This window comes from Mesorhizobium sp. M1428 (assembly GCF_040317515.1).
GTDB lineage: Bacteria > Pseudomonadota > Alphaproteobacteria > Rhizobiales > Rhizobiaceae > Mesorhizobium.
On the sequence record NZ_JAMYKT010000004.1, the window covers coordinates 326,923 to 340,894 of the forward strand.

Sequence of the window (13,972 nt, forward strand, 5' to 3'; positions counted from 1 at the left end):
ATGCGTCCTTGTGCGCCATTCAAAATACGACTAATCATTCGCATTCACTAATCGCATTGGCGCGCCTCTCAATGAGCGATCACCGAAGTCCGCGGATTTCCTCGCGAAAACAGCCCAAGCAGGCCCGCTCGGCAGAGCTCGTCGCTGCGATTTTGCAGGCTGCTGTTCAGGTTTTGGCGAAAGAAGGCGCGCAGCGCTTCACCACGGCGCGGGTGGCCGAGAAGGCCGGTGTCAGTGTCGGATCGCTGTATCAGTATTTTCCGAACAAGGCGGCGATCCTGTTCCGGCTCCAGAGCGACGAATGGCGGCAGACGACTGGTTTGCTGCGCGACATCCTCGAGGATATCAGGAAACCGCCGCTTGACCGGCTGCCCGGCCTGGTCCACGCCTTCCTCCGCTCGGAGTGTGACGAGGCCGCGGTGCGTGTGGCGCTCGACGACGCCGCACCGCTTTATCGCGACGCGCCTGAGGCGCAGGCGGCAAGGGCGTCCGGAGACCGCACCATCCAGCTCTTCATGCAGGAGGCGTTGCCCAACGCCGCACAAGCGACTCGCGAAGTAGCCGGCGACCTAGTCATGACGACGCTGAGCACGGTGGGAAAGCAGTTCTCGGAGGCGCCTCGAACCGCCAAGGAGATTGAAGCCTACGCCGACGCCATGGCCGACATGTTCTGCGCCTACCTGAGAGGCCTCGATCATGACTAAGGCAAATGCCAGGCCCGGTCAGCAAGCAGGGCGAAGTTTCGCACGGGGCAAACCTTGTTGGTTTCAGCCCCGCGGAAAGCCGCCTTTATCCGCGGCCGTTCGAACAATGCGGCCGCGAACCGGGTACGCCTCAGACGTACCGGTTGACGATGTTCTCGAGCAGTTCCTGGCGGCCGGATCGGGGCTGCGGCTCGATCTTCTCCTTGACGACGCGCGCAGCGATTTCCTCAAGCGTGCGCTTGCCGGCAAGCATCGCCTTGGCCTCGGCCGCATCCCAGCCGGCATAGCGCTCGGCGAGCGGGGCGGACAGCGCCTTGTCCTCGACCATGCGCGCTGCCGCCTTGAGGCCGCGAGCGCAGCAGTCCATGCCGCCGATATGGCCGATCAGCAGATCCTGCGGATCGAGCGACTGGCGCCTGAGCTTGGCGTCGAAATTGGTGCCGCCGGTCTTGAAGCCGCCGGCCTGCAGCACCTGGTAGTAGGCGAGAGCCATCTCCGGCACATTGTTGGGGAACTGGTCGGTGTCCCAGCCCGACTGGTAGTCGTTGCGGTTCATGTCGATCGAGCCGAAGATGCCCAACGCATTGGCCAGCGCCAGTTCATGCTCGAACGAATGGCCGGCCAGGATGGCGTGGCCCTGCTCGATGTTGAGCTTGACCTCGTTCTCGAGTCCGAAACGCTTGAGGAAGCCATAGACGGTGGCGACGTCGTAATCGTACTGGTGCTTGGTCGGCTCCTGCGGCTTCGGCTCGATCAGGATGGTGCCTTCGAAGCCGATCCTGTGCTTGTAGTCGACGACCAGGTTGAGGAAACGGCCGGCCTGTTCCTGCTCGCGCCCAAGGTCGGTGTTGAGCAGTGTCTCATAGCCCTCGCGGCCGCCCCACAGCACGTAGTTCTCGCCGTTCAGACGCTTGGTGACGTCGATGCAGTGTTTCACCGTCGCCGCCGAATAGGCAAAGACGTCCGGATCGGGATTGGTGGCGGCGCCCGACATGAAGCGGCGGTTGGAGAACAGGTTCGCCGTGCCCCACAACAGCTTGACGCCGGTCTGTTTCATCTTTCCCGAGAAATAATCGGCGATCTCGTCGAGCCGCGCTGCACTTTCGGAAAAGTCCCGGCCCTCCGGCCGCACATCGGCGTCGTGGAAGCAGAAATAGGGCGCGCCCAGCAGCGAAAACATCTCGAAGGCGACGTCGGCCTTGAGCTTGGCCAGTTCCATCGTGTCGGTACCGCCGGCCTTCGGAAACCACGGCCGCTCAAACGTCTGGCCGCCGAACGGATCGCCGCCCGGCCAGGCAAAGGAATGCCAGTAGGCGACGGCAAAGCGCAGATGGTCTTCCAGCCGCTTGCCGGCGACAATTTCGTCGGGATTGTAGAACCGGTAGGCCAGCGGATTGGTCGAATCCGGTCCCTCATATTTGATCTGTCGGATGTCGCCGAAAAAACCGCTGCTCATGTTCTTTTCCTCTCGCATGGTTCGGCCTGATTACCTCAGGCGTAATTGGTTTCGCGCTGGCGCTGGTCGAAAAGGCTCATGTCAAAGCCACCCAACGAAGGAGACAGACCATGACCGACCTCAACACCATTGCCGAAAACTACATCGCCGCCTGGAACGAGAGCGACGCCGCGCGCAGGAAAGCCTTGCTCAAGACGACCTTCACCGAGGATGTCGGCTACCGCGATCCGATCATGCAGGGCGACGGCCATGACGGCATCGCGGCGCTGATCGACGGCGTGCAGCAGCGCTTTGCCGGCTTCAGGTTCTCGCTGAAAGGCAAGCCGGACGGCTTCGCCGATACTATCCGCTTCTCGTGGAACCTCGGGCCGGACGGCACCGAGTCCGTCATCGAAGGCACAGATATCGGCGTCATCGAAAATGGCCGGCTGAAAAGCATCACCGGCTTTCTCGACAAGGTGCCGGCGCAGTGAGGCCTTCTCGGCGGGCCGCGGCGAGGGCGGGAATCCGCTCACGCCGTGGCGCTCCTGATCGCCGGATAAAGCGCCCGGTAGCGCTGATAAGCATCCTCATAGGCATCGCCGAGGGCGGCGACCGGCTCGACCGTGGTGTCTGTCGCCGGCGCCGTGCACACGGCGCGCGGATCGGCACCGGTCGCCGCGATCAGGCCAAGCCGGGCCGCACCGAAGGCGGCGCCGAAATCGCCGTCGGCGGGAATATCGACTGGCAGGCCAAGCGCGGTGGCGATGGCCTTCAGCCAGTAGCGCGAACGCGAGCCCCCGCCGATCGCCGTCACCCGGGTCAGCGTCGTGCCGGCCTTGGCCAGGGCTTCGAGGCTGTCGCGGAAGGCGAAGGCGACGCCTTCGAGCACGGCCTGGGTCAGCGCCACGCGGCCGGACTCGTGGGCAAGCCCGGTCAAGGCGCCCCGAATGACGGAATCATTGTGAGGCGTCCGTTCGCCCGAGAGATAGGGCAAAAAGGAGACACCGGTCGGAGCCTGCAGCGCATCGCCGAGTTCGGCGGTCAGCTCGCCAGCGCTTTTTCCAGCGATTGCCGACAGCCAGTTGAGCGAATCGGTTGCCGACAGGATGACGCCCATCTGATGCCAGGTGCCGGGCAGTGCATGGCAGAAGGTGTGCACGGCGCTTTCCGGATTGGGCAGATAGGAGGCATTGGCGGCAAAAAGCACGCCCGACGTGCCGAGCGAGACGAAAGCCTGGCCGGCGCCGACCGTGCCCATGCCGCAGGCCGAGGCTGCATTGTCGCCGGCACCGCCGGCGATCGGAATGCCCGCCTGCATGCCCCATTTCGCGGCCAATTCGGCGCGCAAGGCACCGGCCTTTGCCGTGCCTTCGACCAATGACGGCATCTGCCTTTCGTCGAGCGACGTGGCGGCGAGCAGTTCGGCGGACCAGGCTCGTCTGCCGACATCGAGCCACGACGTGCCAGCCGAATCCGACATTTCCGAAATATGCTCGCCGGCGAGCCAGAGCCGCAAAAAGTCCTTCGGCAGCAGGACCTTTGCCACCTTGGCGAAAACAGCCGGCTCGTTGTTTTTCACCCAGGCCAGCTTCGGCGCGGTGAAACCGGGAAAGACGATGTTGCCGGTCAGCTTGCGAAAGCGCGGGTCGGCATCGAGTGCGGCCGCCTCGGCGTGGCTGCGTGTGTCGTTCCACAGAATGCAGGGGCGCAGCACCTGGTCGGCGGCATCGAGCAGGGTGGCGCCATGCATATGGCCGGAAAGGCCGATGCCTTTGACCGCCGCGAGTTCCTTCGCATGCATGGATCTCAGCTCGCCGATCGCCGCTTCACAGGCGCGGATCCAGTCGGCGGGGTTCTGCTCGGACCAGCCGGGATGCGGCCGCGACACGTCGAGCGGCGCATGGCCGGAACCGACGATGCTCTGCCTTGCATCGATCAGCAGCGCCTTGACGCCCGACGTGCCGAGATCGAGGCCGAGATACATGTTTCCTCCCATGTCCGTCATGCCTGGCGGCGACGGTCTTCCTTGCTTCCCCGCCCAGTCCTGCGGCGAAGATATCCCGGCAATCGTGCCGCCGGAAACGCACCCCGGTCAACACGCGAAGATTTTTTCGACACTCGAAAAAATCTTGCCGGGGCAGTTTTTAAGGCAAGATGTGGCCTAGGTCAATTCGCCGCGAGAGCGGTTGCGCGCCGTGAAAACAGTGCCGACAACGGGCTGTCCGGCCGTGCCAGCGCGCGTTCCGCCGCAAGCGCCCTCGCCAGCGCGCCATCACCGGAACGCAAGGCCGCCTCGATCAGCGTCAGGTCGATGACGTCGCGTTGTGCGTGGCTGCCGCCGAAGCGATGGGCGATTGCCCGGATCGGCCGGATCAGGCGTATCGTCTCGGCATGATTGCCCTCGCCGAATGCCTTGATGGCGAGCGTCAGGGGATGGCCGACATCCCGGGTGAAAGCAGCGTTGTCGTCTTCACCCTGCATCGCCTCGCGCTGCGCCTCGAGCAAGCCGCGGGCCGGCGCGTCGAGGCCGGCGCCGACAAACGCCATCATCGCGTGGGCGTCGTTGAAGGCATAATGGCCGGCGCTGGCCTTGGGCAACCAGTTGGCGGCGAGCGCAGTCCAGCGCTCGCCGACATCGACGCCGCCGAGATGCAGCCGCCACAGAATCGCCGAGGCATCGACCATGTTGAGCGCCAGCGTCGAGCGCTCGCCATAGATGGGCCCGTCGTAGAGCGCCAGCACCTCGTCGGTCTCGCCGAGATCATAATGGAACAGCGCCAGATGCCACCAATTGTGCACCTGCAGGAAGCTTTCCCGCGTCCACGCTTCGGGATTGGCGCGCATCCACAGAATGCCGTCCTTTTGCCGGCTCTGCATCTCCATAACATGGGCCACCGCATGCTGGGCCCAGCCGTCGCGCGGCTCGAGATCGACCGCCGTGCGGCCAAGCCTTTCGGCACGCGCGTAGTCGCCCATTTCCTCCAGCCCAAAGGCCTGCATGCCGAGTATGGCGTGGTAGCCCGGCATGCCGCTCTGCCAGGACGGCAGCGCGCGGCCGATGCGGTCGCGCAGCATGCGGGCATTGCCGGTGAAGAAGTCGATCTGGTGGCCGGTCAGCAGCGCCAGCGCATCGAGCGGGAACTCGATGGCGATATCCTCCAGCACGCGGGCGGCCTCGTGCCAGCGTCCCACCGCAAGGTGGCCAAGGGCGGCGACATGCGCCTGCTCGCGCGTCGTCGCGGCAAGCGGCAGCGCTGCCTCGTGACATGCCTTGGCCACCGCCGTCGCTTCGCGCTCTGTGGCGAGGCCAAAGAGATAACCCTTGAACACATGCGCCATGACGAAGCCGGGATCGTCGGCGATTGCCCGGTCAACCGTACCGACCGGATCGCCGATGAAGCACTGCAATTCGCGCACAGCCCGGCTGTAGGACGAGAGCCCGGCCTCCGTCGCGCCGGACAGTGTCAAGCCGAATGCATCGCTGACCGCCATTATCTCTCCTCAGTTGCCCGATCGCATCGCCACCGTCGCGATCCCGGCGCCGACCAGCAGCGTGCCGCCGGTGCGGTTGAAGATGCGGATCGCCTTCGGGTTGCGCACCACGTTGCGCGCTCTTGCCGCGATCAGCGCGTAGCCGAAGGCATTGGCGAAGGCGAGCGTCAGGAAGGTCGTCTCGAAGATCAGCATCTGTGTCCAGAAATCCGCGTATCGGTCGAGAAACTGCGGCAGGAAGGCGACGAAGAAGGTGATGCTTTTCGGATTGAGCGCGGTGACCAGCCAGGCATGCGCCGTCATCTTGGCCGATGACACCGCCTCGGTGCGCGGTTCGGCCCGGAGCGCGCCGCCGGCGCGAAACAGCTTGATGCCGAGATAGATCAGGTAGCCGGCGCCGATCACCTTCAGCACCGTGAATACGGTGGCCGACGCCGCCAGCAGCGCGCCGATGCCCAGCATCGACAGTGTCATCGCGGTGAAGTCGCCGAGCGCCACGCCGACTGCCATCGGCAGCGCGGTGCGCCAGCCCTGGCCGAGCGCATAGGACACCACCAGCAGGATGGTCGGACCCGGAATGACCAGGAGGACTGCCGAGGCGGCGGCAAACGCGGCCCAGTTTTCGAAAGACATTTTCTCCTCCTTGAGCTCAAAGAAGAGGATAAATCCTTGGCCCCGCGAAGATGTAAAGAGGCAAGAATCGAAAAAGCCCCTCGTTAACGCCAGGCGGCCGGCCTTCACGCTTTTTCAACCATGATTGGTGAAAATGCCTGCAATCCGGCCGGACCGTGTTTCCCGCCGATAGCGTAGGGTTTGGGTAAATGCGTGAGTTGCCGCAAGGTCTGTCGCTGCCGCACACCGGCGACGCAATCGAAACCGAAATACAGCTTTCCCGCCGCACGGTGCTGTCCGGCGCCGGTGCGCTGGCGCTGCTCGGCGTCGCCGGCTGCAGCCAGACGCTGGATCTGCCGTCGCTCCAGCTCGACGACGTCACCACCGGCTCGATCCGGCCCGTCCGTCCGAGCATCAGCGTCGACAAGAACATCACCAGCCCCGACGTGATGTACGCTTCGCTTACCGACGGTGGCTTCAACGTGCCGGAAGTGCCCTATCTCAAGGTCAAGCCGGAGTTCCGCCGCCAGATCGTCGTCGATCCGACCGGCGAGCAGCCCGGCACCATCGTCGTCCACTCGCAGGAGCGGCTGCTCTATCTGGTGCAGCCCGGCGGCGAGGCGATCCGTTACGGCGTCGGCATCGGCAAGGACGGATTCCGCTGGTCCGGTCGCGCCAACATCCAGTACGGCAAGGAATGGCCGGTCTGGACCCCACCGCCCGAGATGATCGCCCGCAGGCCGGAGCTGGTGAAATGGCAAGGCGGACAGCCGGGCGGCCTCGACAATCCGCTTGGCGCGCGTGCCCTCTACATCTATCAGAACGGCAGCGACACCGGTTATCGCATCCACGGCTCACCCGAATGGTGGAGCATCGGCCAGGCGATGTCGTCGGGCTGCGTGCGCCTGATCAACCAGGACATCATCGATCTCTACAGCCGCGTCTCCAAGAAAAACCCGGTCGTCGTCGTCTGAACGGCGGCTTCGCTTTCAACGATCACTCTGCCGTTGCGCGATGCCGCAAGACAGGCGAATGTGCCTGCGATTTTCATCGCCCGGGAGACGTAAGCAATGGCCGGAACTTTTGTCATCGCGCAAGGCGGCGGCCCAACCGCCGTCATCAACCAGACCGTGGTGGGCGCTACGCTCGAAATCCGCAAGCGGCATCCCGGCGCCAAGGTCCTTGGTTCCATCCACGGCGTGCGCGGCATTCGTGACGGCAATTACGTCGATCTTTCCGCCATCCCCGAGGACCGCCTGCGGCTGATAGCGGCGACGCCGAGCGCCGCGCTTGGTTCGACGCGCGACAAGCCGGATGCCGCCTATTGCGACCTCATCCTCAACGGCCTGAAGAAAGCCGGCGCCGACGCCTTCATCTATATCGGCGGCAACGACACCTCGGGCACGCAGCAGATCCTCACCGACGCCGCCGGCGGCAAGATCGCCTTCGTGCACGCGCCGAAAACCATCGACAACGATCTCGAGGAGAACGATCACACGCCCGGCTTCATGTCGGCGGCCGAGTTCGTCGCCGGCGCATTCCTTTCGGTCGATCTCGATTTCCGCGCTTTGCCGGGCATCTATGTCGGCATCGTCATGGGGCGGCATGCCGGTTTCCTGACGGCCGCATCCGCGGCATGGCAGCTCGACCAGGACAGCGGCCCGCATCTCGTATACGTGCCGGAGCGGCCGTTCTCGGCGGCAGGTTTCATCGACGACGTGCGTGCCACGCTCGACCGCCACAAGCGCTGCATCGTTGCCGTCTCCGAAGGCGTCAGCACGGCCGACGGCAAGGCGCTGGTCGAAAGCCTGGTGCCGCCGGAAAGGCTGGAGCGCGACCAGCACGGCAACGTCAAGCTGTCGGGCAGCGACCTGCCGGCAGCCTTGGAGCGCGCGCTCGCCGAAGGATTGCCGGGCAAGCGGGCACGCGTCGATGCGCTCGGTTACATGCCGCGCGGCTATGTCGGCGCCATCAGCGCGGTCGACGCGCAGGAGGCCTTCGATGCCGGCGCCTTCGCGGTCACGGTGGCCGACGAGGGCGGCGGTTCGGTGGCACTGCAATATGACGGCAAGAAAACCGTGCTGAAGAAGGTGCCGCTGAAGAACGTCGCCGGCAAGACGCGCCACATGCCGGATGATTTCATGCTGCCCGATGTCAACCGGCTGTCCGATACGGGCATGGCCTATCTGAAGCGGCTGGTCCCGCAAAAGTACAAGATCGGCAAGCCGTTCGTCTGATGCCGGCCTTGATCTGATGGACAGCTGGTTCAGCAAAACCATCGTCGACGCCAAGACGACGATGCTGACCGAGCCCTTCGTGCATGATTTCGTGCGCGCCAACATCTGGCATTTGCGCGGCCGCGACGTCGACCTGCTGGTCGACACCGGCATGGGGATCTGCCCGCTGGCGCCGCAGATCGACACGCCGGCCGGCAGGCCGCTGCTCGTCGTCGCCACGCATATCCATCTCGATCATGTCGGCTCGCTGCACGAGTTTCCGTTGCGGGCAGGGCCGCGCCACAGCGCCGCGCAGTTCGACAGCATGGATGAAGCGGTTACCTACGCCTACATGTTCCATGATCTGGAAGGCGCCGTCTCCAGGCTGCCGGCGGAGGGCTGGAAAGCGGCCGATTACAGGATTCAGCCGGCGCCGCTGACTAGGACCCTGGACGAGGGCGATAGGATCGACCTCGGCGACCGGCAATTCCGCGTCCTGCATCTGCCCGGCCACTCTCCGGATTCGATCGCACTGTTCGACGAGGCAGACGGCCTGTTCTTCGCCGGCGACGCCATCTACGACGCCATGCTGATCGACGACCTGCCGGATTCTGATCGTGCCGCCTATCGCCGCACTATGCAGCGCCTGCTCGACCTGCCGATCCGGATCGGCCATGGCGGCCATGGACCGAGCTTCGACGGCAGGCGGATGCGCGAGATCGCCACCGCCTATCTCAGCCGGACCGACGGGAAAGGCGAATAGGAGGCCTCTGCTGAAGCGGCACAAACCTGAAGCGATTTGTCTTGCGCAGCTATTTTGTTCTTGCTTTGTGCCGGCAGCTATGCTACTAATTTGGGTATGGTGCTGATTCCCCCAACGACCCGCCGCAAGGCGGGTTTTTGTTTTCGGGTTTCGGCGCCAGCCCGGCAAGGCGGCTGCCAGCCGGAAATTAAATCTTCGTAATATTATCTGGAAACCATGATCGGCGCCCTAGATGCGGGGCTGTCGATCCGGTCGGCTGCCGTGACAGGCGAGACAGGCAAGGCCGACGACCGACGCGCGATGAATCGTTCCGGCGACGGAACATTACCGCGCTCCACCAATCTCTCGCCCGGACAACGGCCATGTCACCAATCCAGACCCTTCGCAGACATCGCGTCGCCGCTCTGCTGGGCGCCGGGCTGATCGTCAGCCCCTTCGCCTTGCCTCTCGCTCCCAGGCTGAATGATGTCCTGGCGGCAACAGTGACCCCTCCCGTCACCGGCATGACGGCGCCGAGCGGCTCGTTCGCGCCGGTCGTGGCGGCCGACAAACCGGCGGTGGTGACCATCACGACGGTCATGAAAGCTCAACAGCCGGACACCATGAGCGACGCCTCTCCCTTTGGCGGAACCTCGCCTTTCGACGACTATTTCCGCCATTTCTTCGATGACCAGGGACTGCCCGCCCCCAAGACACCGCCGGAACAGGCGCCGCGCGCAGAGGCCCTCGGTTCAGGCTTCATCGTCGGTGCCGACGGCACCATCGTCACCAACAATCACGTCGTCGACGGCGCCCAGTCGATCAAGGTGACGCTCGACGACGGCACCGAGCTTCCCGCCAAATTGATCGGCCATGACGCCAAGAACGATCTTGCCGTGCTCAAGGTCAAGGCCGGCAAGCCCTTGCCGACCGTCAAATGGGGCGATTCCGACAAGCTCATGCCGGGCGACCAGGTGCTCGCTTTCGGCAATCCTTTCGGCCTTGGCACAACGGTCACGGCCGGCATCGTCTCGGCCCGCGGCCGCGACCTGCACAGCGGGCCGTTTGACGACTTCATCCAGATCGACGCGCCGATCAACCGGGGCAATTCCGGCGGCCCGCTGACGGATGTGAACGGCAATGTCGTCGGCATCAACACGGCGATCTTTTCGCCGAATGGCGGCAGCGTCGGCGTCGGTTTCGCCATCCCCTCGGACCAGGCGCAAAAGGTTGTCGCCAAGCTGATGAAGGGCGGCTCCATCCAGTACGGCTATCTCGGCGTCCAGATCCAGCCGGTGACGCCTGACATGGCGAGCGCCATCGGCCTCGATCACCCCGCCGGCGTGCTGGTCGCGCAGGTCAGCGACGGATCGCCGGCCGCCAAGGCCGGCATCGAAACCGGTGACGTCATCACCAGTTTCGCTGGCCAGGACATAAAGGATCCAAGGGATCTGTCGCGCGCCGTCGCCGAAATTGCGCCCGGGACGAGGGAAACCCTCAATGTCTGGCGCAAGGGGCAAAGCCTGCAGATCTCCGCCGAGGTCGGGCGCAACGAAGACGACATGGCAACGGGATCGGTGACCGGCGATCAGCGTCAGCCGTCGACGGAGCAGGGCCTTCGCGCACCGGCGCTCGGTCTCGGCCTGATGGATGTCACCCCGGATGTGCGGCAGGCAATGAACCTGGCAGGCAACCAGCACGGCGCACTGGTCGAGCGCGTCGACCCGAACAAGGCGGCATCGGCTTCCGGCATCCAGCCCGGCGACATCATCGTCGCCGTCGACCAGCATCCGGTGAGAAGCGCCAGGCAGGCTAACCAGGCGATTGTGCAGGCTGCCAAATCCGGCAGGAAATCGGTGCTGCTGCTTGTCGAGCGTGGCGACGCCCAGATGTTTGTCGCCGTCCCCTTCGCCAGTGGCTGAGACGGGCGCCGCGCTGCCGAGATCGATGTAGAGCTTTGCCGCCAGGCCGAGCCAAGATTTCGGTTGCCCGCGCGCGCGTCTTCGAGAAAACTGACAAAGGTCGATTGGACCTTGCGCAAACGGATATTCTCGATGGTTACCCGAGGCTTCTCTTCCGGACGAAAGCCGCCGACGGATACGGATGCACGTATCCCGCCGGGGCAATATCTCGAGCAAGGTTTCCCGGTCCTGTCGGCAGGCCCGACGCCGCATGTGCGCACCGAGGATTGGTCGTTCACGCTTAAGCACGGGCCGCGGCCGATCAAGAAGTGGAACTGGGCCGAGTTCAACGCGCTGCCCTTGACCAAGATGACGCGCGACATCCATTGCGTCACCGCATGGACCAAGTTCGACACGGCGTGGCAGGGCGTGCTGGTCGACGACATCCTTGCCGACGCCGGCATCGAGCCGCCCACCGCCTTCACGCTGGCGCTGGGTTTCGACGGCTATTCCACCAACGTGCCGACGAAGGATCTCACCGGCGGCAAGGCGATGGTGGCACTGCTTTACGAGGGCAAGCCGATCACCCCCGACCATGGCGGCCCGGCGCGGCTGCTCGTTCCGCATCTCTATTTCTGGAAATCGGCCAAATGGCTGAACGGGCTGCAGTTCACCGAGCGCGACGAGCCGGGTTTCTGGGAATTGCGAGGCTATCATATCTATGGCGACCCGTGGCGCGAGCAGCGCTACACGAACGATCCATGAGCGACGCACCGGCGGCGCAGTCGCCCTGGCAAACGGTCACCATCACCCGCATCCAAAAGCGCACGCCGCGCGTCACCAGCTTTTTCCTGCAGCCGTCGCGGCCTTTCGCCTACCGTGCCGGGCAGCATGTCGATGTCAGGCTGACGGCGCCTGACGGCTATCAGGCGCGCCGCTCCTACTCCATAGCCTCCGCGCCGGAGACCGGCGAGACCATCGAACTGGCGATTGAAAAACTCGAGGACGGCGAGGTCTCGCCGTTCTTTCACGAGATCGCGGCGGTGGGCGACGAGGTCGAGTTGCGCGGGCCGCTCGGCGGCCATTTCGTCTGGTCCGACGGCGACGGCGGACCGCTCCTGCTCGTCGGCGGCGGGTCGGGCGTGGTGCCGCTGATGTCGATGGTCCGTCACCGGGCGATGCGGGGATCGCTGGTCGCGGCCGCCCTGGTGTTTTCGGCGCGGGTCTGGGACGAGGTGATCTTTCGCGACGAGTTGATCGACCTCGCCGAGCGCCGGGATGGCTTCGACCTGGTACTGACGCTGACGCGCGAGCCGGCCCGCCGTCCGGCGGATTATGCGCGGCGGATCGACGCCGCGATGATGGTGCAAGCCATGACCAGGCTGCCCGCGCCACCGAAACTCGCCTTTGTCTGCGGCTCGAACGCATTCGTGACGGCCGCCGCCGAGGCACTGATCGATGCCGGGGGGCCTGCGGCTCTCATCCGCACCGAACGCTACGGGGTCTGACCCGGTTCTGCTTTGCCCGGTCGCTGCCTTCGCCGGCCGGCATAAACGGGCCGAAAACCGGCAGAACGGCGAGGCCGCGTTTGGCGGAAATGGTTAACGATTCGACCAACAACCCCGGCTGCGACTTTTATCGGTTTAAAAAATCGAACCGAACGGTTCGTTTCTGTTGACAATGCGTGCAGGATACTGTGAACGCTGCCTGCCCAAGTCGCTTGCAGCCAGACCGAGGCTATGCGTTATCTGCTTGATTTCACACAGTAAAATGTGGCGAAGGGAATCTCTGGCACAATTTCAAGGTGTAGAAACTTGGTCCACACCAAACAACTTCGTGATTGGAAACTCACTATTGCCTTTCCCACATCGGGGCTGTCCGGACGACGCGAATTCCTCCCAAGACACGCCGCTAGACGGACCGAAACTAAGATACTGGAGTATTAAAATGAAAAAGATCGCTCTTGCCGCCGTCGCCGTTTTGGCCATCACCGGCAGCGCCTTTGCTGGCAGCGACAACTTTGGTTCCAAGGGTGCGAACCAGACTGCCGCTTCGGTCGACAGCTCGTATACGGCTTCCATTCAGAAGCCGGTTCATGCTGACCAGCAGCCTGTCCACGGCGCCGACCGTAACCTCTTCGGCAACAACTAACAGCCGGTCCCAGCATCAGGGCGGCGGGCATATCCGCCGCCCGGGATCTGAAAAAATTCAGGAGTATTAAAATGAAAAAGATCGTTCTTGCTGCCGCCGCCGTTTTGGCCATCACCGGCAGCGCTTTCGCGGCTAGCGACAATTATGGTTCGAACGGCGCGAACCAGCCTGCGCCTTCCGTCGATAGCTCTTACACGGCTTCCGTCAGGACGTCGGACCAGGCTGAAAAGCAGCCGGTCGTCCAGGGCGCCGACCGCAACCTCTTCGGCAACAACTAACAGCCGATCGCGGACCATGATCCCGTAAAGTGGAAGCCGGTTTTCGGCAAAAGATCATGGTCCAATAACAGGATAAGCGGCGGGTGAGCTCGCCGCTTCGATTGAAATCCAGGAGTATCAAAAATGAAAAAGATTGTTCTTGCTGCCGCCGCTCTCTTGATTGCCGCCGGCAGCGCTTATGCCCGCAACGATAATGTTGGCGGGACCGACATCAACAAGCAGGCGACCGTCAACGTCGACAAGACGCAGACGTATTCGGTGCGTGACAGCAACTCGCCGATCTACAAGCTGCTGAATTCGTCTGGCGATGTGCCCAAGTCGGCCCCGCCGGGCCCCGCCCCCCAACACATAGGGAAAAAAAAAAAACCGCAAAGGAATTACAGAAAAGAAGGCCGGGGGCCGGGCCCCCGCCCGTTTTTTTTTGTATAAAAAAACCCA

Annotated in this window: 15 protein-coding genes; 11 read left to right on the forward strand and 4 right to left on the reverse strand. The window is 63.9% G+C overall.

Annotation, left to right across the window (positions count from 1 at the left end; translation table 11 throughout):
* Positions 1-71: 71 nt before the first annotated feature.
* A complete protein-coding gene (locus NKG60_RS08720) occupies positions 72-704 on the forward strand; it encodes a TetR/AcrR family transcriptional regulator (protein ID WP_352863058.1) in 633 nt (210 codons plus the stop codon).
* A 130-nt stretch (positions 705-834) separates the two neighbouring features.
* On the opposite strand, the gene xylA is transcribed toward NKG60_RS08720, so the two are convergent.
* Positions 835-2,160 carry a xylose isomerase gene (xylA, locus tag NKG60_RS08725; protein WP_352863060.1) on the reverse strand — a complete coding sequence of 442 codons (1,326 nt, stop codon included), beginning with the start codon at positions 2,158-2,160 and terminating at the stop codon, positions 835-837.
* 110 nt (positions 2,161-2,270) lie between these two features.
* Between xylA and NKG60_RS08730 the strand changes: the two genes are divergently transcribed.
* Positions 2,271-2,633 carry a nuclear transport factor 2 family protein gene (locus NKG60_RS08730; RefSeq protein WP_352863062.1) on the forward strand — a complete coding sequence of 121 codons (363 nt, stop codon included), beginning with the start codon at positions 2,271-2,273 and terminating at the stop codon, positions 2,631-2,633.
* Between the two features lie 38 nt (positions 2,634-2,671).
* Here NKG60_RS08730 and xylB read toward each other — a convergent pair whose 3' ends face one another.
* The 3 genes from xylB to NKG60_RS08745 form a co-directional block, all read right to left on the reverse strand.
* Complete coding sequence (xylB, locus tag NKG60_RS08735; RefSeq protein ID WP_352863110.1) at positions 2,672-4,126, reverse strand: xylulokinase; 1,455 nt, start codon at positions 4,124-4,126, stop codon at positions 2,672-2,674.
* A 182-nt stretch (positions 4,127-4,308) separates the two neighbouring features.
* Entirely contained in the window at positions 4,309-5,634 is a 1,326-nt protein-coding gene (locus tag NKG60_RS08740; protein ID WP_352863064.1) for a tetratricopeptide repeat protein, read from the reverse strand.
* A gap of 9 nt (positions 5,635-5,643) precedes the next feature.
* Entirely contained in the window at positions 5,644-6,267 is a 624-nt protein-coding gene (locus tag NKG60_RS08745) for a LysE family translocator (protein WP_352863066.1), read from the reverse strand.
* A gap of 188 nt (positions 6,268-6,455) precedes the next feature.
* Here NKG60_RS08745 and NKG60_RS08750 point away from each other — a divergent pair, with 188 nt between their 5' ends.
* From NKG60_RS08750 to NKG60_RS08790, 9 genes are all read left to right on the forward strand, one after another.
* On the forward strand, positions 6,456-7,220 hold the full coding sequence (locus NKG60_RS08750) for a L,D-transpeptidase (RefSeq protein ID WP_352663391.1): 765 nt from the start codon (positions 6,456-6,458) through the stop codon (positions 7,218-7,220).
* A 96-nt stretch (positions 7,221-7,316) separates the two neighbouring features.
* On the forward strand, positions 7,317-8,483 hold the full coding sequence (locus tag NKG60_RS08755; RefSeq protein WP_352863068.1) for a diphosphate--fructose-6-phosphate 1-phosphotransferase: 1,167 nt from the start codon (positions 7,317-7,319) through the stop codon (positions 8,481-8,483).
* 16 nt (positions 8,484-8,499) lie between these two features.
* Positions 8,500-9,225 carry an MBL fold metallo-hydrolase gene (locus NKG60_RS08760; protein ID WP_352974833.1) on the forward strand — a complete coding sequence of 242 codons (726 nt, stop codon included), beginning with the start codon at positions 8,500-8,502 and terminating at the stop codon, positions 9,223-9,225.
* A gap of 362 nt (positions 9,226-9,587) precedes the next feature.
* Positions 9,588-11,126: a DegQ family serine endoprotease gene (locus NKG60_RS08765; protein WP_352974835.1), complete on the forward strand. Its 1,539-nt coding sequence runs from the start codon at positions 9,588-9,590 to the stop codon at positions 11,124-11,126.
* A 132-nt stretch (positions 11,127-11,258) separates the two neighbouring features.
* Positions 11,259-11,870: a molybdopterin-dependent oxidoreductase gene (locus tag NKG60_RS08770; RefSeq protein WP_023680229.1), complete on the forward strand. Its 612-nt coding sequence runs from the start codon at positions 11,259-11,261 to the stop codon at positions 11,868-11,870.
* Positions 11,867-12,613 (forward strand): FAD-binding oxidoreductase, encoded by a 747-nt coding sequence (locus NKG60_RS08775; protein WP_352863076.1) that lies wholly within the window; start codon positions 11,867-11,869, stop codon positions 12,611-12,613. Before NKG60_RS08770 ends, NKG60_RS08775 begins: the two co-directional genes overlap by 4 nt.
* A gap of 439 nt (positions 12,614-13,052) precedes the next feature.
* Complete coding sequence (locus NKG60_RS08780) at positions 13,053-13,256, forward strand: DUF680 domain-containing protein (RefSeq protein ID WP_352863078.1); 204 nt, start codon at positions 13,053-13,055, stop codon at positions 13,254-13,256.
* 71 nt (positions 13,257-13,327) lie between these two features.
* A complete protein-coding gene (locus NKG60_RS08785) occupies positions 13,328-13,534 on the forward strand; it encodes a DUF680 domain-containing protein (protein WP_352863080.1) in 207 nt (68 codons plus the stop codon).
* A gap of 123 nt (positions 13,535-13,657) precedes the next feature.
* Positions 13,658-13,963 carry a DUF680 domain-containing protein gene (locus NKG60_RS08790; protein ID WP_352974840.1) on the forward strand — a complete coding sequence of 102 codons (306 nt, stop codon included), beginning with the start codon at positions 13,658-13,660 and terminating at the stop codon, positions 13,961-13,963.
* Positions 13,964-13,972: the final 9 nt, after the last annotated feature.